This is a genomic window from Micromonospora sp. HM134 (assembly GCF_007833915.1).
In the GTDB taxonomy this organism is placed as follows: Bacteria; Actinomycetota; Actinomycetes; order Mycobacteriales; family Micromonosporaceae; genus Micromonospora; species Micromonospora wenchangensis.
In genome coordinates this window covers 624443-645510 of the sequence record NZ_CP041061.1, presented here as the reverse complement: position 1 = coordinate 645510, position 21068 = coordinate 624443, and the positions used below count along the sequence as shown (strand labels likewise).

Here is a 21068-nt window from a genome sequence, read left to right as displayed (position 1 = left end):
CCTCACCGGGTCTCGCGCAGCGGGGCACCGACCTGGTGCAGGTGCCGCAGCGCCTGCCGGTAGGAACGGACCAGGCTGGTCTGCTCGTAGGCGACGCCGATCTCCCGGCAGTAGGCCTCGACCATCGGCTGGGCCCGGCGGAGGTTCGGTGACGGCATCGCCGGGAACAGGTGATGTTCGATCTGATAGTTCAGTCCGCCCAGGGCGACGTCGGTGAGCCGGCCCCCGGTCACGTTGCGCGAGGTCAGCACCTGCTTGCGCAGGTAGTCCTCGGTGCCCTCCGGGTGCGGCATGCCCTTGTGGTTCGGTGCGAACGTCATGCCCAGGTAGACCCCGAACACCGCGTGGTGTACGGCGAAGAACGCCAGCGCCTGCCACGGCGTGAGGACCAGCAGCAGCGCGGCCACGTAGGCGACCAGGTGAAGACCCATCAGGCCCGCTTCCCGACCCCGGTGCTTCATCGTGGGCACCCGGAGCAGCGCCCTGATGCTGGACACCCTCAGGTTGACACCCAACAGCGTCAGCAGGGGGAAGAACAGACCGGCCTGGTGGCGGGTGACGAAGCCCTTCAGCCCGCGCCGCCCCCGGGCCGACCCGCTGGTCCAGATCAGCACCTCCGGCGCGACGTCCGGGTCGAGATCGTCATGGTTGGGGTTGTTGTGGTGGCGGGTGTGCTTCTCCATCCACCAGCCGTAACTCATCCCGACCGCGAGGTTCGCCGCGATCCGGCCCGCCCGCTCGCTGAGCTTCCTGGTGCGGAACACCTGCCGGTGCGCCACGTCGTGGGCCACGAGGGCCGCCTGCGAGAACGCGACACCCAGGAAGGCCGCGACCGCGAGCGACCACCAGGAGGCTCCGACCAGCCACAACGCCACCCAACCGGCCACCAGCATCGACGCCACCACGATCAGGCGTACGGCGTAGTGGGCGGGTCGACGTTCGAGCAGACCAGCCCGGATGATCCGTCGGTTCAGCTCGGCGAAGTCGCTACCGGCGGTGACCGGTGGCTCCCGGTCGGCGGGCGGGACGTCGGCGGCTCGGACGACGGGAGGAAACGCGGTCGCGCTCGACATGTGGGGCTCCTCAAATCTCCAGCCCCACGGGAAGATCGACGATCCAGTCCTTCGCGGGAGGCGAGCGGGTGCAGCAGGTGCAACGCCAGGCCGCGGGAGTCTGGGCGGCCGCCGCGATTCGGCTCGGACCTCACACGCGGCGTCGAGCAGACCCATTACCCTGCCGACGACGTCGGGAAACGGGCCACGCAGCACGGCCGCCCGGCCCGGTCACCGGCCGCACACGGACCGGCGCGGCCTCTCCCCTGCCGGGCAGCGGCCGGAAAGGCGCATCCACGCGGTGCGGTGGCCGTCACCGTGGTCGAGGCTGTCCGGCCCGGCGGGGCACACTTGGGCCGTGGAACGTCACGAGTTCGGCGTCGCGGTGCGCCACCTGCGGGAGAGCACTACCCCGGCGACCGTCGGGCTGCCGGTGGGCCGGCGGCGGGTGCAGGGGTTGCGGCGGGAGGAGCTCGGCGAGCTGGCGGGGATGTCGGCGGACTACGTACGCCGGTTGGAGCAGGGGCGCAGTCATCCGTCGGCCGGGGTGGTGCACGCCATCGCCCGTGCGCTGCGGGTCGGGCGGGCGGAGTACGAGCGGCTCTGCGCGCTGGCCGGGTACGCCGCCGCGGACGGGCGGGTGCCCGACGAGATCGGTCCGGGCGCGACGCGGCTGCTGGAGCGGTTCACCGACACCCCGATGTTCGTCTCCGACGCGGCGATGAACCTGGTCGCCGTGAACAGCGCCTTCCTGGCCCTGGGGCACTGGGAGCTCACCGGGGACCCGTGGCAGTGGAACGTCGCCTGGCGTACGTTCTGCGATCCGTTCCGGGGTTTCCGGCAGTCGGCGGCCGAGGCGACCGATCACGAGGCGGTCCTCGTCGCCCGACTGCGCAGCGCGGTGCTGCGTTACCCCGCCGACGCCTCCCTCGCCGGGTTGGTGGACGAGATGCGCAGCCGCAGCGGCCTGTTCGACACCCTGTGGCGGGAGCCGCGTCCGGTGGCGGCCTACGAGAGCAGCGCCGCGTTCGTTCATCCGGACGGCGGCGTCGTCACCCTCGTCGGCAGCCTGGTCACCATCCCGGGTGACGATCTGGCGGCCCTGATGCTCACCGCGGCACCGCGTTCGGCCGATGCGGCGCGGCTCGCTGAGATCGTCGACGACGCCGGTGAGCCGACCGTCATCAGGGTGGGCCAACCTGGCCCAGGCTGACCGCGCCGGTTCCTGCCAGATTGGAGGCTCACCGACGGCGTCCAGGAAAGCAGGTCAGGCAATGAAGGCAGTGCGTTTTCACGAGTTCGGCGGCCCCGAGGTGCTCCGCTACGAGGACGTGGAGCAGCCCGTCCCCGGTGCCGGTCAGGTCCGCATCCGGGTCGCCGCGACGTCGTTCAACGGCGTCGACGGCACCATCCGCGCGGGCTTCATGCAGGGCCCGATCCCGGTCGAGCTGCCCCACACTCCCGGCCTCGACGTCGCCGGCACGGTCGACGCGGTCGGTCCCGAGGTGACCGACGTCGCGGTCGGCGACCGGGTCATCGGCTTCCTGCCGATGACGGGGACCGGGGCGGCGGCGGAGTACGTGATCGCCCCGGCGGAGATCCTGACCGGGGCACCCGGGAACGTCCCGTTGGCCGATGCGGCGGCGCTCCCGCTGGTGGGGCTGACGGCGTGGCAGGCGTTGTTCGACCACGGCAGGCTGACCGCCGGCCAGCGGGTGCTGGTCAACGGGGCCGGCGGTGCGGTCGGCGGATACGCCGTGCAGTTGGCGAAGGAGGCCGGTGCCCGGGTGATCGCCACGGCCAGCCCCCGCAGCGCCGGCCGGGTCCGGGCCGCCGGGGCCGACGAGGTGGTCGACCACACCAGCACCGACGTGACGGCGGCGGTGACCGAGCCGGTCGACCTGGTGCTCAACCTCGCCCCGGTCACCCCGGAACAGCTCGCCGCCCTGGTCCCGCTGATCCGTGACGGTGGAACCCTGGTCAATACCACCGTCTGGATGCCGGCCCCCTCCGACGGGACGCGCGGCGTACGCGGTATCGACCTGTTCGTCCGCAGCGACGCCGACCAGCTCGCCGACCTGGCGGCGCGGGTGAGCACCGGCGAGTTGCGCGTCGAGGTCGCCCAGCGGGTGACGCTGGCCGAACTGCCCGCGCTGCACGCCCGGGCCGGCGCGGGTGAGCTGCCCGGCAAGACGGTCGTCCTCTCGCCCACGGCGTGAGGACGACCGGCCCTCGGCAGGGTGGACCCGCGAATCAGCACACCGGGGCCGCACACGACGACCATGAGGCCCGCGGTCGTCCGCCACAAACCAGGTGACGTCGACGGATGTCTACGCGACACTGACCGGCGTGGCAGGGGTCGAGGTGGTCGTCGCCCATCAGGAGCGTGCGACCCTGCGCGTCGGCGACCTGTTCCTCAAAATCGACACCGATCCGACGCGCACCGCCGTCGAGGTCGAGGCGATGGCGCTGGCACCGGTCCCCACGCCAAAGATCCGGTGGCACAGGCCGCCCGTACTCGCGCTCGCCGCCCTTCCCGGGAGGCCACTCGGCCAGCTCGGCGAACCGTCGACCGCGTCGCCGGCCGCGTGGGCCGCGGCCGGTGCCGCCGTACGCACGCTGCACGACGCCCCGCTGCCGCCCTGGCCCGGTCGTCACCTCGACGACCTGGCGGCACGCCTTGACGGGGAGTGCCGGTGGCTCGTCACGAACGGCGTTCTCCCCGCCGATCTGGTCGCCCGTAACCGTCGGGTCGCCGAGGCCGCGTTGCGGCCGTGGACTCCGGTGTTCATGCACGGCGACCTGCAGACCGCGCACGTGTTCGTCGAGCACGACGAGGTCACCGGCGTGCTCGACTGGTCCGAGGCAGGCCCCGGCGACGCCCTGTACGACCTCGCCATCCTGACGCTCGGTCACGAGGAACACCTGGACGACGTCGTCGCCGGCTACGGCACCGAGGTCGACGTCGACGTCATCCGGGCGTGGTGGTCGGCGCGGAGCCTGCTGACGATCCGCTGGCTGATGGAACACGGCTTCGACCCGGCCGCTCCGGGCTGCGAGATCGACGTGCTCACCTCCCGGAGGTGACGCCACCCGGGCCGGGGGGTCGCCGGCCGCCGGTGACGTCAGCGCGGGTGGCGGCCGGAGGCGCCGGTGGGTGGCTCGGTGAAGTAGTCGCGCAGCAGGACGATCTGCCCGGCGCGGAGCCGGAAGACCTGCACGAGCGACATCGTCGTACGCCTTCCGTCGGCCTCGTCGACGGCGACGTCGATCTCGGCGACGAACACGTCGGGGTCCGCCGTTTCGTGCAGATGGTGGGTGGAGTGTCGCGGGTCCACCGTGCCGGGCCGGGCCAACTGCCGGTGGTACGCGCGGAGCCCGGCCCGGATCGCCTCCCGCCCGACCAGGCGGCCGTGCAGTGGATGACCTTCGGGAACGAGCGGCGCGTCGTACACGCCGTCCTCGGTGAACAGGGCGGCGACCGCGTCCGGGTTCCGGGTGACCGCGCCGGCGTAGACGTACCGCTGGAAGATTTCCTGGTGTCTGAGGTCCACTCTCCAGCCTAGCCCGCGGCCGGGCCGGAGCAGGCGGACGGTGGACGCGCGACGGCCCGGCGCGGAAGGGTGCTCCGCGCCGGGCCGTCGCCGTCGGACTGGGTCAGTTGGCCGCGCAGGTGGCCGTCGCACCGGGGCCGGTGCCGGTGCCCTGGAAGCCGAAGTTGGTCGACTGCCGGGCGCCGACCTGCCCGTTGTAGCTCACGTTGGTGAACCGGACGGTCCCGCTGGTGCCGCTGGACTGTGCGCTCCAGGTGCTGGTGACGGCGGCACCGCCGGGCAGGCTGATGCTGACGTTCCAGCCGTTGAGGGCGCTGTCACCGGCGGTGACCGTCACGCTCGCCGTGAAGCCGCCGTTCCACTGGTTGACCACCACCGACGCGGTGCAGCCGTTGCCGGCCGGTGGCGGCGTGGTGGGGGGAGCCGTGGTCGGCGGGGCCGTGGTGGGCGGCGGGGTGGTCGGCGGGGCCGTGGTGGGCGGCGCGGTGGTCGGCGGGGTCGTCACCGGCGGGTTGGGCGCGCCGTTGGCCAGGCTGAAGGCCAGGTCCGGCTGGAACGAGCCGGCGGTGTAGCGGCAGCCATCAGCCTCACCCGGCGGCTTCACCCAGAGGTACGCGTCGATATTGTTGTCGCCGGTGTTGGTCGTCGGGTACTGCCCGATGCGGCGGTCGGTGTTGTCGTCGCCGCACCAGTCACCGCTGGCACCGCCGTTGCGGCTGGTGTCGATGACCTGGCGCTTGCCCGAGATGCCCATGCCGTTGAGGGCGGAGATGACGTTCCGGCCGAAGTTCGCCTCGCTGGAGGTGGGGTTGAAGTTCGACACGTTGGTGAAGAAGCCGTCGGCGTACTGCACGCCGGCCGCCCGCAGGCGGTTGGCCGTCTCGTTGGCGCTGTTCCACGTGGAGTGGCCGCCGTCGAGGTAGACCTTGGCGTTGGGGTTGGCCGCCTTGAGGGTCCGGGTGGCCGTCGAGATCGCCTGGTTACGGGCGTTGATCTCATTGCTGTTCAGGCAGGTCAGCAGGGCGAGCGAGTCGGTCTCCAGGATGATGATGACCGTCTGGTTGCCCAGCCCCCGGGCGAAGTTCGACACCCAGGTCTGGTACTGGTTGAGGTCGGGCGCGCCACCGGCGCTGGCCCCACCGCAGTCCCGGTTGGTGATCTCGTAGATCGAGAGCACCGGGATCTGCCCCGCGGAGTTGGCGGCGCCGATGAACGACGCAGCCTCGGACTGTGCGGTCGACGGGTTGAAGTTGGCGAACCACCGGGCCTGCGGCTGGCTGGCGATCTTGTCGCGGATGACACCGACCCGCGAGTCGCCGGGGTTGGCGGCGACCCAGCGGACGACGGCCGTGGTCGGGTCGCGGTAGAGCGGTCCGGATATCGTCCCGGCGGAGGCGGTGCCACCGGCGAGGCAGACGCCGGCGGCGGTGACGCCCGCGACGGCCGCCACACTGAAGGCCGCCACCGATCTGCGGCGGAGCGAGGAGAGGGTAGCCACGACGTGTTGCCTCCTGATCACATAGATGTTTCTACATGGGAGCGTTCCCACGACGGTAGCCGAGGCGTGCGCCGCTGCCAAGACGTACGGCCCACCCATTAAGGCATCGACCGACTTCACCGGCCGGACGGGCCGGACGGCAGCGTACCGCCGGTGCGGTGGCCCGGCGACGGGAACAGGAGGCGGCGGCACCCCGGAACGGCGACAGCGGCACCGCCGTCGTGCGCGGTGCCGCTGTCACCGGGGCGGTCGGCCCCGACCCCTGCCGGGGCCGACCCGCCGGAGTGGACGGTTCCGTTACGGCCGCAGGGCCTGCGCGGCCGGGGTCCAGGTCGACTCGTCCCTGACGTCGGCGACCCTGATCCCCTTGGCGATCTTCTCCAGCTCGGCCAGCGGCAGCCTGTTACCCAGCCCCATCCCGCTGACCTGGAGGACGACCGAGCCGTCGGCGTTCCAGATGTTGCAGAAGCCGCCGCCTGCGGCGTCGTCGCCCGACGCCCGCCGGTCCGAGCCGGGGTAGCACTTCGTCACGCCCGGCTCCGGGGACTGGTTCGAGCTGCTGGCCGGCGTGACGAAGATGTGGAAGCCGTCCTTGATGCCGTTCTCGGCCGCGTCGTACGGCGCGGTCAGCCCCGAGGTGGGCGCGGCCGGCCGGGTGAACGTCGCGCCGCCGTAGTCACCGGCGCGGGCCGTGGCGATGCCGCTGAGGCCGGGCATGGCGTGCGTGCCGGACTGCAACGGCCGGTAGCCGGCCGGCACGTAGCCGACGGTGAACGGCACCGGGGCCGGCTTCGGCCGGCTCGGCTTCAGGCCACCGACCAGGCCGCCCAGGTCCTGGAAGCTGGGCGAGGCCACGGAACTGGAGAACGACGTCACCGCCGCCCAGGCGTCGGGGGCGTACTCCCAAGCGAGCAGCTTGTTTCCCTCGTCGAGCGGCTTGCTCGGGTCGAGGCCGACCGGCAGGGTCGCCTGCACGGCCCGGTGCCCGGCCACGGTGACCTTCCTGCCGTCCTTGATCCCGGCCGGGTCGAAGACGCCCGGCCGGTACACGGTCAGGTACGCCCACAGGGTGGGCTTGCCCCCGGCGGTCCGCCGCTTCCGCTCGACGGCGTCGCCGCCCGCCTCGGCCTCGTCGGCCGTGACCGGCTTGTCGTTCGAGATGTGGCCGTCGGAGTAGACCGAGGCGATCTGGTAGCCGACGGACGCGACGATCGGGTCCTGCACGTGCAGCGGGCCCGCGTCGTACCCCCGGAAGGTGAAGGTGAACGGCGGGGCGTCGGACCAGCGGGCCTCGGCGGGTGCGGCGGCCGCCGCACCGGCCGGGGGCGGCGCGGCGGTGGTGTCCCGTCCGGCGCCCAGGGTCGGCAGCGCGAACGCGCCGGCGACCGCGACCACGACCAGGCCGGCCGCGCCGGCCGAGGCGAACCCGGCCCGGCGACGCCGCTGCGCCCGCCGCCCCGCCGCGACGATGTCGTCGGCGGTACGGGTCATCGGTGGCTCCTGACCGGTCACCGCGTCCACGAATTCATGCAACTGCACTGGTCCACTCCTCGATCGAATTCCCGGTGAGACTGATGCGTTCGGCGGCGAGCGACTCGCGCAGCTTCGCCAGGCCACGGGAGACCTGACTCTTGGCGGTGCCCACCGTGCAGTCGAGGACGCCGGCCGTGTCCTCCAGGCTCAGGCCCAGGTAGTGCCGGAGCACGACGGCGGCCCGCTGCCGGGCCGGTACGGCGTCGAGCGCCGCCCGCAGGCGCAGCCGCTCGTCGGCGGCGTCGGCCGGGTCGCGCAGCGCGACGTCCGGCATGGCGTCGCCGAACGACCGCTCCCGCCGCCAGGGCCGCCGGGTCTCGTCGACGGCGGCCCGGTAGACCATGGTCTTGACGTAGAGATCGGGCCGTTCCAGCCGACGCCAGCGGGGATAGAGCTTGACCAGGGCGTTGGCCACGGCGTCCTCGGCCGCGTGCCAGTCGCCGCAGGTCATGTACGCCAGCTTGCGCAGCGACGCCATCTGCGACGTCACGAACTCGCGGAACGCCTGTTCGTCTTCGGCTTTCAAGTCGACTGCCTCCTTGTGACGGAGGTAGAACGGAGCCACCGGCCCGCAGAGTTGCACGGCCCGCCAAGGTAGTTGCCGAATAACTCTGCGTAGCGGCTTCGGCCGGCAGTCCGGCCGGGTAGGGCCAGGCATACCCGCAACGCTACGACCAGTGGGCTGGGTCGGAGGGCGTCGCCCTGACAGGGTTCGACCATGACCCCGGACGTACCCCTGCACCTGGCGGCGGCGCTGCGCCGACGCGACCACCTGCTCTCCCCGTGGCCGTGGCGGGCGCTGGCCTACCTCGCCACCACCCTGCCGGTCGCCGGACCCCTGTCGATCGGGCTGCTCGTCGTCGGCGCGCCCCTGATGGCCGTCCTCAACACGGTGCGGCAGGACCGCCCGGTCGAGCTGCCCATCGTCGTGTTCCTCACCGTCGTCGCCCTGCTGGTGCTCGCGTCGGCCCCGGTCGTCAGCATCGCGGTGGCCGCGATCGAGCGGTGGCGGCTGCGCCTGGTCGACCCGCGACCGGTGCACCGGCCCCGGTTCACGGGTCTGGCGGCCCGCTACACCAGCGCCGCGGCGTGGCGGGAGGTCGGCTACACCTTCCTGCTGGGCGGGCTCGTGCCGCTGGCGTACTGGCTGCTGTTCCTGCTCGTCCTGCTCGACGCGACGCTGATCGCCAGCCCCTGGCTGGCCAGCGGCAGCGACCCGGTCATCGTGGTGTGGACCACGATCGACACCGCCCGCCAGGCGATCCCGTACGCGGCCGTGGGCGTCCTGTGCGTCCCGGCGCTGGTGTACCTGGCCGGCCTGCTCGCCGCCGGCCAGGCGACGGCGGCCCGCCGGCTGCTCGACGGGTCCGCCGACGCCACGGCGCTGCGGGAGGTCACCCGCTCCCGGGCCCGGCTGGTCGACGCGTACGAGGCCGAACGCCGCCGCATCGAGCGGGACGTGCACGACGGCGCGCAGCCCCGGCTGACCAGCCTCACCCTCCAGCTCGGCCTGGCCCGGCTGGACGTGCCCGACGACTCCCCCGCCGCCCGCCCGTTGGCCGTCGCGCACGAGCAGGCCAAGGGGCTGATGGTCACCCTCCGGCAGATCGTGCAGGGCATCCGCCCGCAGCACCTCACCGAACTCGGCCTGGCCGGCGCCGTCCGGGAACTGGCCGGGGCGGCCACCATCCCGGTCGACGTCCGGGCCGACCTCGGGCAGCCGCTGCCGGAGGTGGTCGAGACCACCGCCTACTTCGTGGTGTCCGAGTCCCTGGGCAACGTGGCCCGGCACGCCCGCGCGGGCCGGGCCGAGGTGCGGCTGACCCGGTCCGCCGGCAGTCTCGTCGTCGAGATCGAGGACGACGGGCGCGGCGACGCCGACCCGGCCCGGGGCAGCGGACTGACCGGTCTCGCCGACCGGGTCGCCGCCGTCGACGGCCGGCTGCTGCTGTCCAGCCCGCCCGGCGGGCCTACCCTGGTACGGGTGGAGCTGCCGTGCCCCCGGTGACCCGGGTCGTGCTCGCCGAGGACGAGGTGCTCCTGCGGGAGGGCATGATCGGCCTGCTGACCCGGTTCGACTTCGCGGTGGTCGCCGCCGTCGGCTCCGCCCCGGAACTGCTGGCGGCGGTCGACGCGCACGAACCGGACCTGGTGGTGACCGACATCCGGATGCCGCCGCAGCACCGCGACGACGGGCTACGGGCCGCCGTCACCGCCCGCGCCGCCTGCCCGCACCTCGCGGTGGTGGTGCTCAGCCAGCACGTGCAGGCCGAGTACGCCGCGGCGCTGCTCGACAGCGGGGACCGTCGCCGGGTCGGCTACCTGCTCAAGGACCGGGTCGCCGACGTCGCCGAGTTCGCCGCTACCCTGCGCCGGGTCACCGGCGGCGGCACGGCCATCGACCCCGACGTGGTGCGGCACCTGCTGCACCGGCCGCGCGACCCGCTCGCCGCCCTGTCGGCCCGGGAGCGGGAGGTGCTGGTGCTGCTGGCCGAGGGGCACTCCAACGCGGCGATCGCGGCCCGGCTGCACGTCACCGAGGCGGCGATCGGCAAGCACGTCGGCAACATCCTGGCCAAGCTCGACCTGCCGCCCAGCGACGACACCAACCGCCGGGTCCTCGCCGTCCTCACCTACCTGCGGACCGGCCCCGCCCGGTAGCCGCCGCCAGGTCGGGCACCGCCGTCACCGGGTGACCGGCAGGTCCACCACCCGGGTCGCCCAGCGGGCCAGCAGCGCCGGATCGTGGGTGATCAGCAGCACGCCCGCGCGGTGCCGACGCTGGTAGTCGGTGACGACTGCCGCCACGTGGGCCTGGGTGGAGGCGTCGAGCATGGCGGTGGCCTCGTCGCAGAGCAGGTGGTCGGGGCGGTGCGCGAGGGCGCGGGCCAGGCAGGCGCGTTGCAGCTGCCCGTCGCTGACCGCGTGCGGACGCCGGGTGAGCAGGTCGGGGGTGAGCCCGACCAGGTCGGCCAGCTCGGCCGTCCGGGCCGTCACCTGCCCGGCCGGTGTCCCGGTGGCGCGCAACGGTTCGGCGATCAGGTCGGCCAGGCTCAACCGGGGGTCGCTGGCGGCGCGGGGGCTCTGGAACAGGATCGCCACCCGGGTCCGTACGGCGGCGGGCAGCCGGTGCCGGACCCCCGCGACGGGTTCACCGTCGAGGGTGACCCGGCCGTCGTCCGGGGCGTGCAGGAAGGCCAGCACCCGGGCGAGGGTCGACTTGCCGCTGCCGGAGGGGCCGCGCAGACCGACCGTCTCCCCGGGAGCGACGTGCAGGTCCACGCGGTCGAGGACGCGCTGCCGGCCGTAGTGGACGGTGACCTGGTGCGCGGCGAGCCCGGCGGGCGGATGGTCGACCGTGGTCGTCATGCCGCTGCTCCGGAGGTGAGCGGGTGGTGGCAGGCGACCTGCCCGGTGCCATCGGCCGCCGGGCGGGGCGTGGTGCGGCAGGTGTCGGTGGCCCGGGGGCAACGCGGGGCGAAGGAGCAGCCGTCGGGCAGGTCGGTGAGCATCGGCGGGTGACCGGGCACCGGGGTGAACGCCCGGTCGGGCAGGGCGTCGAGCAGCCCGGCGGTGTAGGGGTGGGCGGGCCTGTCGAACAGGTCCGGGGTGGGCCGGTGTTCGACGATGCGGCTGGCGTACATGACGGCGACGGTGTCGGCGACGCGGCGGGCGGCGGCGAGGTCGTGGGTGATGAGCAGGACGGCGGCCCCGGCGTCGCAGCGGCGGCGCAGCAGGTCCAGGGTGTGCTCCACCAGCGGCCGGTCGAGGCCGGTGGTGGGTTCGTCGGCGAGCAGCAGCGGCGGGTCGGGGGCCAGCGCCAGGGCGGTCGCCAGCCGCTGGGCCATCCCCCCGGACATCTCGTGCGGGTAGCGGTCGAGGTCGGCGGGGTGCAGGCCGACGTCGGCGGCGGCCCGCCCGGCGGTGTCGGCGGCGCTGCGCCGGGGGTGCCCGTGGGCGCGCAGGGTCTCCTCCAGCAGCCGCCGGCCGGTGCGTACCGGGGTCAGGGCGGTGGCGGGGCTCTGCGGGACGAGCCCGACGGCCCGGCCCCGGACGTGCCGGGCGAGGTGCCGTTCGCCCGCCGCGACCAGGTCGACCGGGGTGCCGTCCGCCTGGTGCAGGTGGGCGTGCCCGGTGACGGTGGCGTTGCGGGGCAGCAGACCGAGCAGCGCGTGCGCGAGGACGGACTTGCCGCAGCCCGACTCGCCCACCACGGCCAGCAGTTCGCCCGGGTGCAGGGCGAGGCGCAGGTCGGTGACGGCGTGCACGACGGCGTCGGGAAGCCGGAACCGGACGGTCAGCCCGTCGACCGTCAGCAACGCCGGCCGGCGGCCGGCGGCGGTGGGCACGGTGCCGGTTGCGCTCGCGGTCACAGCTGCAACTCCGCCCGTACGCGGGGGTCGAGGCGGTCCCGCCAGCGGCCGGTGAGCACGGCCAGGGCGAGGGTGACGGCGACCAGGGCCAGGCCGGGGACGATGCTGGCCCACCACGCGCCGGTGAGCAGGGACCGCTGGCCGTCGTTGATCATGTTGCCGATGGAGGCGAGGTGCGGCGGCAGGCCCAGGCCGAGGAAGGACAGCGCGGTCTCGTGCCAGACGGCGTGCGGCACCATCAGCGTGGTCGCCAGCGCGAGCCGGGGCAGCACGTGCGGCAGCAGGTGCCGGGTGAGCACCCGGGCCCGGCCCGCCCCGCCGGAGATCGCGGCGTCGACGAACGGGCGGGACCGCAGGCTGAGCAGTTCGGAGCGGACGATACGGGCGGTGGAGAGCCAGTGCGTCAACGCGATCGAGGCGACGACCGCGCCGAGGCTCGGCCGCAGCATCGCCACGATGAAGATGCCCAGCAGCAGGTGCGGCAGGGCGGCGACGGTGTCGACGACCCGCATCAGCACCCGGTCGACGCGCCCGCCGACGCTGCCGGCGACCGCGCCGACGAGGCCACCGATGACGGTGGCGACCAGCGCGGCGACCACCCCGACGAGCAGCGAGACGCGCAGCCCGTAGAGGCTGCGCAGGGCCACGTCCCGGCCCAGGTCGTCGGTGCCGGCCAGGTGGTCGGGTGAGGGAGCGAGCCGGGTCCGGGCGAGGTCGACCGCGCTCTGGTCCAGCGGCCAGAGCAGGGGCGCGAGCAGGCAGCCGGCGACCGCGACGACGAGCACGGCGGCGGCCACCACCGCGCCGGGCCGTCCGCCCCGCAGCAGGATGGCCGGTCGGCGCGGCGGCAGGCGTCGGACGGGCGGGGCGGGCGGCGGTGGGGCGAGGTCAGTCATCGAGGCGTACCCGGGGGTCGGCGGCGGCGTAGCCGAGGTCGGTGGACAGGTTCGCGGCCAGCACCACCACGGTGGTGGCCAGGGTGGTGGCGGCCAGCAGCGGGAAGTCGGCGCCCAACGCCGCCTGGACGGTGACCGCGCCCAGGCCGGGCAGCGAGAACACGGTCTCCACCAGCACCGCGCCGCCGACGAGTTCGGGCAGGTGGGTGCCGACCAGGGTGAGGAAGGGCAGCAGCGCGGTCCGCAGCGCGTGGCCGAACAGGACGGTACGGCCGGGCAGCCCCCGGGCGCGGGCGGCCAGCACGTGGTCGTCGCGCAGGCTCTCGGCGACGGCGTCCCGGACGAACAGCACGAACCACGGGGCCTGGGAGATCGCCAGCACGCTCACCGGCAGCACCAGGTGCCGGGCCACGTCGGCCGGGTCGGTGCCGGTCGCGGTGATGTCGGTGAGCCCACCGGCGGGCAGCCAGCCCAGGGTGAGGGCGAACACGGCGATCGCGGCCAGCCCGATCCAGAACACCGGCATCGACTGCACGGCGTACGCGACGGTGCGCAGGGCGCGGTCGAAGACACCACCGCGCCGGTACGCGGCGAGGGTGCCCAGCAGCACGCTCGCCACCAGGACGAGGGCGAGGGCCAGGCCGACGAGCAGCAGGGTCCAGCCGGCGCGGGCGGCCAGCACGGAGGTGACCGGTTCGTGGCGGCTGGTGGACCAGCCGAGGTCGCCGCGCAGCAGGTTGCCCACCCAGCGGGCGTACTGCACCGGCAGCGGGTCGTCGACACCCCAGTTGGCGCGCAGCTGCGCGAGGTTCTCCTCGCTGGTGGTGAAGGCCGCCGCGCCCGCGTACTGCTGGGCCGGGTCGATCGGGGAGGCCGCGCCGAGGGCGAACATGCCCATGCTGGTCGCGGCGAGCACCGGTACGGCGACCAGCAGCCGGCGGCGGATCATGACCCCGGCCCCGGCCAGCCGTCGACGGCGGACCGGCGGCGGGGCCGGCGTCGTCACGATGTCTTCTCCCAGGTGTGCACGTTCCACCAGAGGCTGTTGGCGACGTCGTGCTCGTGCGGCTCGACCCGGGGCGTCACCCCGGCCACGGTGTCGCGCACCACGTAGGTGTGTTGCAGGTAGGTGAGGAACACCCACGGCACGTCGGCGGCGAGCTGCTTCTGGAAGGTGGCGTACGCGGCCCGTCGGGCGGCCGGGTCGGCGGTGTCCCGGCCGGCCTGTAGGGCGGCGTCGACGGTGGCGGACCGGTAGGAGCCGGGGTTGAAGAAGCCCTGCCCGGCGAAGGCCGATCCGAACAGCTTGAACGAGACGAAGTCCGGGTCGTACGGGGTGCCGTACCCCATGACCAGCGCGTCGGTCCCCATCCGGGGGGTGATCGCGTCCCAGGTGAGGCCCTGCGGGGTGACCGCGACACCGATCTTGCGGGCGTCGGCGGTGACCGCCAGGGCCAGTTCCTTACGCAGGCTGTCGGTGGCCGGGTACATCAGGGTGAACGCGGCCTGCCGTCCACCCTTGGCGCGGATGCCGTCCGGGCCGGGGGTCCAGCCGGCGGCGTCGAGGATCGCGGTGGCGGCGGCCCGGTCGGCGGTGGGTCGCCCGGTGACCGACGGCTCGGCGAACTCGGAGGTGGGCGGCACCGGGCCGAACGCCGGCTCCCCCGCCCCGCCGAGCACCCCGGTCACCATGGCCTGCCGGTCCACCGCCGTGCTCAGCGCCCGGCGGACCGCCAGGTCGCCCAGGACGGGGTTGCCCATGGGCAGCATCACGCCCCGGTAGTCGGCGGTGGGGACCTTCTGCACCTGCTGGCCGGCCTGGCCGTCGAATCCGGTCGCCAGCTTCGGCGGCAGTTCGGCCGCGTCGAACTCGCCGGCCCGCATCCGCTGCGCGCGGACGTTGTCGTCGGCGACGAACGCCACCACCACGCCGGAGTTCGCCGGCTTGCCGCCCCAGTACCGCTCGTTCGCCGTCAGCACCAGCCGGTCCCCCGGCGTCCAGGACGTCATCCGGTACGGCCCGGTGCCGATCGGCCTGCGGTTGAACTCCGCCCGGTTGACGTCCTGCCCGGCGAACGCCTTCGCCGGCACGATGCCCAGCGCCAGCCGCTGCACGAACGGCGCGTACGGGTGTTTGAGGGTGAAGACCACGGTGGTGGGGTCGGGGGCGGCGACGGAGGCGAGCATGTCGAGGTCCGAGCGGAGCGTCGAGTCGACCTTCGGGTCCAGCACCGCCTGGTAGGTGAAGACGACGTCTCCGGCGGTGAGCGGGCTGCCGTCGTGGAACAGCACCCCGTCGCGCAGGGTCGCCGTGACGGTCCGGCCGTCCGCCGAGACCGTCGGCAGTTCCCGGGCCAGGGCCGGCACGAGCTGGTTGCGGGCGTCCCGGGCGACCAGCCCGTCGAAGATCAGCGACGCGCCGTCGGGGCCGTAGTTGAGCACCGGGTTGAGGGTGTCCGGCTCACCCGCCGTGGCCACCACGACCGGGCCGCTCCCGGTGCGGTCGGTCGACGACGGCGTCGGGGACGCGCAGCCGACGACGACGGCCAGGACGATGCCGAGCAACGCCGGCACGCGTACGGAACGGGACGTGACGTTCTCCGGGGAGATCGCGTCCGTGCGCCTGGGCCCCACCGGCAGCTCCCTCGGGTCGTGGATCGACGCAGGGGCGGGCACTCGGGCCAGGTCGGATCATCGCAGGCCCGGGTACCCGCCACTGCTGCCACTATCGCGTAGTTGCCAGTTATTGGCAATAAGACCCGCCGGCGCGGCACCCGTACGGCACACCCCGCGACGCCGACCGGGCCCGGAACGGACGGCGGGCCCGGAGCCGGGTGGCTCCGGGCCCTGAGGGCGTCCGTGGTCAGGAGATGGCGCAGGTGATGTTGCCGGGCGGCGGGGTGCCGTTGCCGGTGGCGGTGAACCCGAAGGTGGTCGAACCGTTGGGCGCCAGCGCGCCGTTGTAGGCGGCGTTGCGGACGGTGACGTTGCCGGTGGTGCCGGTGTTGACGCCGTTCCAGACGCTACTGATCGCCTGGCCGCTGCCGAGGCTCAGGCCCACGGCCCAGCCGGTGATCGCACCGGAGCTGGTGTTGGCCACGGTGACCTCACCCTGGAAACCGCCGGGCCAGCTGTTGACCGCCTTGTAGGTGGCGGTGCAGCCGCCGGGCCCGCTGGTGGGCGGGGGCGTGGTCGGCGGCGGGGTGGTCGGCGGGGCGGTGGTGGGCGGCGGGGTCGTCGGCGGAGCGGTGGTCGGCGGGGGCGTGGTCGGCGGCGTGGTGGACTGGAACTGGCTGAAGAAGCGCCAGATCTCCCCCGACGTCCAGGTCCGCGAGTCGTTGGGGGTGCCCGACCCGTCGACCGGGCTGGGGGTGTGGTCACCGTCGAACGCGGCCCACTGCACCGGGAAGCCGGAACGGCAGCCCGAGTAGGTCGTGGTGATGTGGGTGAAGCTGTTCAGGGCCGGCTCGCGCGGGCTCTGCGCGGTGCACCCGTTGTTCCGGACGAACGTGTCGCGCAGCGACCGGCCCATCGAGATGTTCAGCACGCTGTCGTGGGTGCCGTGGATGCCGAAGTACGGCACCGGCTGGGTACCGCCGTTGCAGCCACTGAGCTGGGCGCCGGACAGCACCGCGACCGCGCGGACGACGGTGGGCCGGGCGCAGGCCACCGCGTAGCTCATCGCGCCGCCGTAGCTCCAGCCCAGCACGAACCGCTGGGTGGTGTCCACGCACAGGTCGTTCTCGACCTGCCGGAGGATGTCGTCGAAGAGGGTCAGGTCCCGGCCGTTGGTGTTGGCCCAGCCGGCGTCGATGCCCTGCGGGGCGACGAAGATCGTGCTGTTGTTGGACAGCGGCAGCAGGCCGTAGTAGCCGGCCGAGGAGACGTTCTGCGCCGAGCCGTTCAACCAGTGGAAGCCGACGACCAGCCGGTACTGGCGGTTGCGGTCGTAGCCGTCCGGAAGCCGCAGGATGTAGCTGCGGTTCTGCCCGCTGCTGGTGATCGTGCGCGTTCCGTTGCTCAGCGTGGGGGCCTTGCCGCAGCCCGCCGTCGCCGCGAGGGTGCCGTTCGTCGCCGCCTCCGCCGTCGCGGAGAGGCCGCCGTTCAGCGCGCCGCCGACGGTCGCCGCGAGCAGGACGGCCGCGGCGGCGATGGTCGGGAGTAGGTGTCTGTGTCTGACCATTGCTTGGCTCCTTGCCATGGGTCTGGTGTCCCGGTGGTGATACGCGGAGTCGACCCGGCGATGGCCGGCGGGGACGGCAGGATGCGGTGAACGACCCGCACCCCGTCTCCTCGCCGGGGCGGGGCGACTCGGGTGGGCGGACGCGCCCGCTCGGCGCGGACGGCACGACGGCTCGGTGGAGCGGCCCGGACTTGGTCGTCGACCGGCAGGGCGGCGCGAGGGGTGCCCTCGTGTGCCGCTGCCAACGGACTGGGACGACGGGAAGCGTGCCCTTCGCTCCCGGCCGAAAGATAGCAGGTTATCGATAACATACTCAACCGGACGGGCGGTGCCGGCTGTCGGAGCGGGCGTTTCGGCGCACCGCGACGCGACCCGCGTCCCCCGGCCGGCCGGGTCCGGCGCGCCGGATCCGGTCCACCCGCGACGACCCGCCCACCGCCGGCCCGGCCACACCGTCCCCACTGGTCAGCAGCCTTGCCGGGGAGCACCGCCAGCGGATCGGTGAGGGCCGGACAGACCCGCGACCGACCCGCCGACGACCGGGGACCGACCCGCACCGGGACGGGTCGACCGGCCCCGGAACCGACAGCCGTTCTCGAAACTATCGGTTCGCTCAGGTCGCAACTTTCTGAATCCGGCCCCGCCGACCCATGTGACCGTTAACGTCGGCGGCAGCAGGGCGCGGGTGAACCCGCCGCCACCTGCGGCACCGCCGGCCGGGACGGACGCCCGACCGGCGGCGGGTCCGGCCCGGGGCCGGACCCGCCGTGCCCGCCGCCGACCCGGCTCAGACGCTGGCCAGCGCCTCGGTCGGCGGCAGGGCGGCGGCCCGCATCGACGGGTAGACGCCGGCCACCACGCCCACCACCGCCGCACCGCCCAGCCCGGCCAGCGTCGAGCCGAGCGGGATCACCACCGGCCACTGGTGGTACGCGGCGTAGCCGGCGGTGACGGCCAGCCCGAGCAGCGTCCCGACGATCCCGCCCAGCGACGCCAGGGCCACCGACTCGGTGAGGAACTGGCCACGGATCTGCCCCCGGTGCGCGCCGAGCGCGCGCCGTAGGCCGATCTCGGCCCGTCGTTCCAGCACCGAGATGACCATCGTGTTGGCCACCCCGATCCCACCCACCAGCAGCGCCACCGCGGCCAGGGCCAGAAACAGCGACGAGAAGGCGTTCTCGGTGGCACGCTTCGCGGCCAGCGCGTCGGAGGGGCGGCTGACCAGCACGTCGGCCGGGCTCTGCGGGCTGACCGTCTCGGGCAGCACCGCCCGGACCTGCTCCACCGCCGGCTCCAGCGACCGGATGTAGAGCACCGTGGGATGCCCGTCGAAGCCCAGCTCGGACTGCGCGGCCGGCCAGCCGACCAGCACCGACCGGTCGATGTCCGGCAGCAGCGGTACGGCGGCCAGGATGCCGACCACGGTGAACCACCGGTCGCCGATCAACACCTGCTGGCCGGGGCCACCCCCGGCGGGCACGTCGCGTACGCCCAGCCGGGCCGCTGCGACCGCGCCGAGCACCACGGTGGGGAAACGGGCCGTCGCCGGGGTGAGCCAGCTTCCGTGCCGGACCCGGGCGTTGATGATCGGGAGCAGGTCGAGCTGGCTGGCCAGCACCGTCAGACCGGAGCCGTCGTCGGGGTCGGTACGGTCGGAGCGGCGGACCAACCGGTGGGTGTTGGCGACCGCGCTGACGCCGGTCACCGGCCCCACCCGCCGGACCATGGCGGTCGACTCCTTCGGCAGCAGCGCCGGTGGGTCCTGGTCGGGCAGCGCCCGCACCTCCAACATGTTCGTGCCGAGCGCGGAGAGTTCCCGCATCAGCTGGGCCTGGCTGGAGGCGGGGATGCCGGTGACCACGATCATCGTGGCGATCCCGATGGCGATGCCGAGCGCCGACAGCGCGGCCCGGGTGCGCCGGGTACGGATACCGAGCAGCCCCAGACCGAGCAGGTCGGACACGGCCAGCCGGACCGGCCGGGCGGCCTCGCGCGCCGTACCCGGATGCGCGCGGTGCGGCGTACCCCCGTCGGTGGGTGTGCTCATCGGGGCGTCACCACCCGGCCGGAGTCGGCGACCAGGTGGCCGTCGCGCAGCTCCACCCGGCGGGGCAGGCGGGCGGCGATGTCCCGGTCGTGGGTGATCACGGCGATGGTGGTGCCCTCCGCGTGCAGCCGGTACAGCAGCTCCAGGACGGCCTGGCCGGTACGGGTGTCCAGCGCGCCGGTGGGTTCGTCGGCGAGCAGCAGCGCGGGCTGGTGGACCAGGGCGCGGGCGATCGCCACCCGCTGCCGTTCCCCGCCGGAGAGCTGGTGCGGCAGGTGGGTGACGCGGTGCGCCAGGCCGACCCGGTCCAGCGCCGCGAGGGCCAGCGGCCGGCGGTGCCGGCGGGGCACCCCGGCGTAGAGCAGGCCGGTGGCGACGTTCTCGGCGGCGGTGAGCCCGGCGGTGAGGTGGAACTGCTGGAAGACGAAACCCAGCCAGCGCCCGCGCAGCGCGGACAGCTGCCGGTCGGACAGCCCGGCCACGTCGAGGCCGCCGAGGTGCACCGTGCCGGAGGTCGGCCGGTCCAGCGTGCCCATGATGTGCAGCAGGGTCGACTTGCCGGAGCCGGACGGGCCGACGATGGCCAGCATCTCGCCCCCGGTGATGTCGAGCGAGACGCCGGCGAGGGCGGTGACCCCGCCCGGATAGCGCATGGCGGCATCGCGTACGGACAGTACGGTCACGAGGCGGTCACCACCGCGAGGTCCTCGGTGATCCCGTCACCGGAGACCTCGACCATCCCCTTGCTGAACATGCCGGTGGTGACGGCGACGAACCGTCCACTGTCGGCCAGTTGCAGCGCGTAGCCGCCCTCGCTGAGCGCCACCAGCGCGCCGACCGGTACGGCGAGCACCCCTTCCCGGGTCTCGCCGGCCAGGTCGACCTGTACGTCGGCGGCGTCGATCCCGGCCAGGTCGTCGTCCACGGTCACCGTGACGGCCCGCTTCGGCGTGGCGGTCGGGCCGGGGTTGTCGTCCTGGGTGACGGCGGTGGCGACCGCCGAGACGGTGCCGTCGACGGTCTTGTCGCCCGGCAGCGTCACCGTCACCCGGTCGCCCCGCTGGATCGTGCCGGCCTCGGCCACGTCGGCCTGAACGGTGATCACCTTCGCGGTCGGCGTGACGGTCAGCAGCGGCGTCTCGGCGGGGTCCCCGCGCAACGCGGTGACGGCGTCGACCCGGACCGCGCCGGGCAGTACGGCCACGTCGCCGACGGCGATCCGGCCGGTCACCGGCAGTTCGGCGTCCTGCTGCCAGCGCTTGACGGCCCGCATCAGCGAGCCGGTCAGCACCCCCTCGCCCTTGCGGACGACGACCCGGGCCGGGGCGGCAGCCGTCGGCGTGGGTGCCGCCGCGCCCTGGCCGGAGGTGCCCCTGCCCGGCTCCGGTGCCGCCTGCTGCTGCCCGGCGGGCGGTGCGGAGGCGCCGGACTTGACCGGTCGGGAGACCTTCTCCCCCGGTACGGGCTGGTAGCCGATCTCGTACCCCAAGGCCTTGAGGTTGGTGGCGATGATCCGCACGTCGCGGCCCACCGTGCCGGGTTCGGCCAGGTCGCGGTAGAGCGGCAGGCCGCCGTAGAACAGCGGCACCGGCTGGTCGTCGATCCGGTAGAGCTGCTTTCCCCGGGTGACCGTCGCGCCGGCCGGCGGCAGCCAGGTGACCGTCCCGCTCCGGCCGCCCTTCACCGGCTGCGCCCGCCCGTACCCGAGGGTGCCGGTCAGCGACACGGTGGTGGCGAGGTCGGTCCGCACGACGGTGGTGGTCTGCACCGGGACCGGCGGGTCGCCGCCGGCCGTGGCCGGACCACGGTGGACGGACCAGACGACGCCGCTTGCGACGACCGCCACCACCAGGATCAGCACGGCCGGGACGACGACGCGTCGACCGGTACGGCGCGGTGGGCTCTGCGCTGGTGACTGTTCTGTTGACACGC

Annotated in this window: 19 protein-coding genes; 5 read left to right on the top strand and 14 right to left on the bottom strand. The window is 74.0% G+C overall.

Going from position 1 to position 21068, the window contains the following annotated elements:
• Window positions 1-2 precede the first annotated feature (2 nt).
• Entirely contained in the window at window positions 3-1073 is a 1071-nt protein-coding gene (locus FJK98_RS03260) for an acyl-CoA desaturase (RefSeq protein ID WP_145917694.1), read from the bottom strand.
• Between the two features lie 337 nt (window positions 1074-1410).
• Here FJK98_RS03260 and FJK98_RS03255 point away from each other — a divergent pair, with 337 nt between their 5' ends.
• The 3 genes from FJK98_RS03255 (at window position 1411) to FJK98_RS03245 (ending at window position 4139) form a co-directional block, all read left to right on the top strand.
• Entirely contained in the window at window positions 1411-2265 is an 855-nt protein-coding gene (locus FJK98_RS03255) for a helix-turn-helix domain-containing protein (protein WP_145917693.1), read from the top strand.
• 61 nt (window positions 2266-2326) lie between these two features.
• The gene (locus FJK98_RS03250) at window positions 2327-3271 is read left to right on the top strand and encodes an NADP-dependent oxidoreductase (RefSeq protein WP_145917692.1); all 945 of its coding nucleotides are present in this window, start codon (window positions 2327-2329) and stop codon (window positions 3269-3271) included.
• Between the two features lie 130 nt (window positions 3272-3401).
• On the top strand, window positions 3402-4139 hold the full coding sequence (locus FJK98_RS03245; protein ID WP_145917691.1) for a phosphotransferase family protein: 738 nt from the start codon (window positions 3402-3404) through the stop codon (window positions 4137-4139).
• 38 nt (window positions 4140-4177) lie between these two features.
• Here the strand turns inward: FJK98_RS03245 and FJK98_RS03240 are convergent, their stop codons facing one another.
• From FJK98_RS03240 to FJK98_RS03225, 4 genes are all read right to left on the bottom strand, one after another.
• Window positions 4178-4606 carry a nuclear transport factor 2 family protein gene (locus FJK98_RS03240; RefSeq protein ID WP_145917690.1) on the bottom strand — a complete coding sequence of 143 codons (429 nt, stop codon included), beginning with the start codon at window positions 4604-4606 and terminating at the stop codon, window positions 4178-4180.
• 103 nt (window positions 4607-4709) lie between these two features.
• Window positions 4710-6104: a glycoside hydrolase family 6 protein gene (locus tag FJK98_RS03235; protein ID WP_240762587.1), complete on the bottom strand. Its 1395-nt coding sequence runs from the start codon at window positions 6102-6104 to the stop codon at window positions 4710-4712.
• Between the two features lie 297 nt (window positions 6105-6401).
• Window positions 6402-7643 (bottom strand): hypothetical protein, encoded by a 1242-nt coding sequence (locus tag FJK98_RS03230; RefSeq protein WP_145917689.1) that lies wholly within the window; start codon window positions 7641-7643, stop codon window positions 6402-6404.
• Entirely contained in the window at window positions 7630-8163 is a 534-nt protein-coding gene (locus FJK98_RS03225; RefSeq protein ID WP_145917688.1) for a SigE family RNA polymerase sigma factor, read from the bottom strand. Before FJK98_RS03225 ends, FJK98_RS03230 begins: the two co-directional genes overlap by 14 nt.
• Before the next feature lie 192 nt (window positions 8164-8355).
• Here FJK98_RS03225 and FJK98_RS03220 point away from each other — a divergent pair, with 192 nt between their 5' ends.
• Both FJK98_RS03220 and FJK98_RS03215 read left to right on the top strand, forming a co-directional pair.
• Window positions 8356-9645 (top strand): sensor domain-containing protein, encoded by a 1290-nt coding sequence (locus tag FJK98_RS03220; protein ID WP_145917687.1) that lies wholly within the window; start codon window positions 8356-8358, stop codon window positions 9643-9645.
• Window positions 9633-10298 carry a response regulator transcription factor gene (locus tag FJK98_RS03215; protein WP_145917686.1) on the top strand — a complete coding sequence of 222 codons (666 nt, stop codon included), beginning with the start codon at window positions 9633-9635 and terminating at the stop codon, window positions 10296-10298. The genes FJK98_RS03220 and FJK98_RS03215 overlap by 13 nt, the downstream gene beginning before the upstream one ends.
• Before the next feature lie 24 nt (window positions 10299-10322).
• On the opposite strand, the gene FJK98_RS03210 is transcribed toward FJK98_RS03215, so the two are convergent.
• The 9 genes from FJK98_RS03210 to FJK98_RS03170 all read right to left on the bottom strand — a co-directional run bounded on the left by FJK98_RS03210 (window position 10323) and on the right by FJK98_RS03170 (window position 21066).
• The gene (locus FJK98_RS03210; protein ID WP_145917685.1) at window positions 10323-11006 is read right to left on the bottom strand and encodes an ABC transporter ATP-binding protein; all 684 of its coding nucleotides are present in this window, start codon (window positions 11004-11006) and stop codon (window positions 10323-10325) included.
• On the bottom strand, window positions 11003-12010 hold the full coding sequence (locus FJK98_RS03205; RefSeq protein ID WP_240762585.1) for an ABC transporter ATP-binding protein: 1008 nt from the start codon (window positions 12008-12010) through the stop codon (window positions 11003-11005). The genes FJK98_RS03210 and FJK98_RS03205 overlap by 4 nt, the downstream gene beginning before the upstream one ends.
• On the bottom strand, window positions 12007-12906 hold the full coding sequence (locus FJK98_RS03200) for an ABC transporter permease (protein ID WP_145917684.1): 900 nt from the start codon (window positions 12904-12906) through the stop codon (window positions 12007-12009). Before FJK98_RS03200 ends, FJK98_RS03205 begins: the two co-directional genes overlap by 4 nt.
• Window positions 12899-13912, bottom strand: coding sequence for an ABC transporter permease (locus FJK98_RS03195; protein ID WP_240762583.1), 1014 nt, complete (start codon window positions 13910-13912; stop codon window positions 12899-12901). Before FJK98_RS03195 ends, FJK98_RS03200 begins: the two co-directional genes overlap by 8 nt.
• Window positions 13909-15540, bottom strand: a complete 1632-nt coding sequence (locus FJK98_RS03190; RefSeq protein WP_240762581.1) for an ABC transporter substrate-binding protein — start codon at window positions 15538-15540, stop codon at window positions 13909-13911. Before FJK98_RS03190 ends, FJK98_RS03195 begins: the two co-directional genes overlap by 4 nt.
• A gap of 229 nt (window positions 15541-15769) precedes the next feature.
• Window positions 15770-17089, bottom strand: a complete 1320-nt coding sequence (locus FJK98_RS03185; protein ID WP_240762579.1) for a cellulose binding domain-containing protein — start codon at window positions 17087-17089, stop codon at window positions 15770-15772.
• 787 nt (window positions 17090-17876) lie between these two features.
• Window positions 17877-19136, bottom strand: a complete 1260-nt coding sequence (locus FJK98_RS03180; protein WP_145917682.1) for an ABC transporter permease — start codon at window positions 19134-19136, stop codon at window positions 17877-17879.
• A complete protein-coding gene (locus FJK98_RS03175; protein WP_145922537.1) occupies window positions 19133-19789 on the bottom strand; it encodes an ABC transporter ATP-binding protein in 657 nt (218 codons plus the stop codon). Before FJK98_RS03175 ends, FJK98_RS03180 begins: the two co-directional genes overlap by 4 nt.
• Window positions 19790-19815: 26 nt before the next feature.
• Window positions 19816-21066: an HlyD family secretion protein gene (locus FJK98_RS03170; protein ID WP_145917681.1), complete on the bottom strand. Its 1251-nt coding sequence runs from the start codon at window positions 21064-21066 to the stop codon at window positions 19816-19818.
• Window positions 21067-21068: the final 2 nt, after the last annotated feature.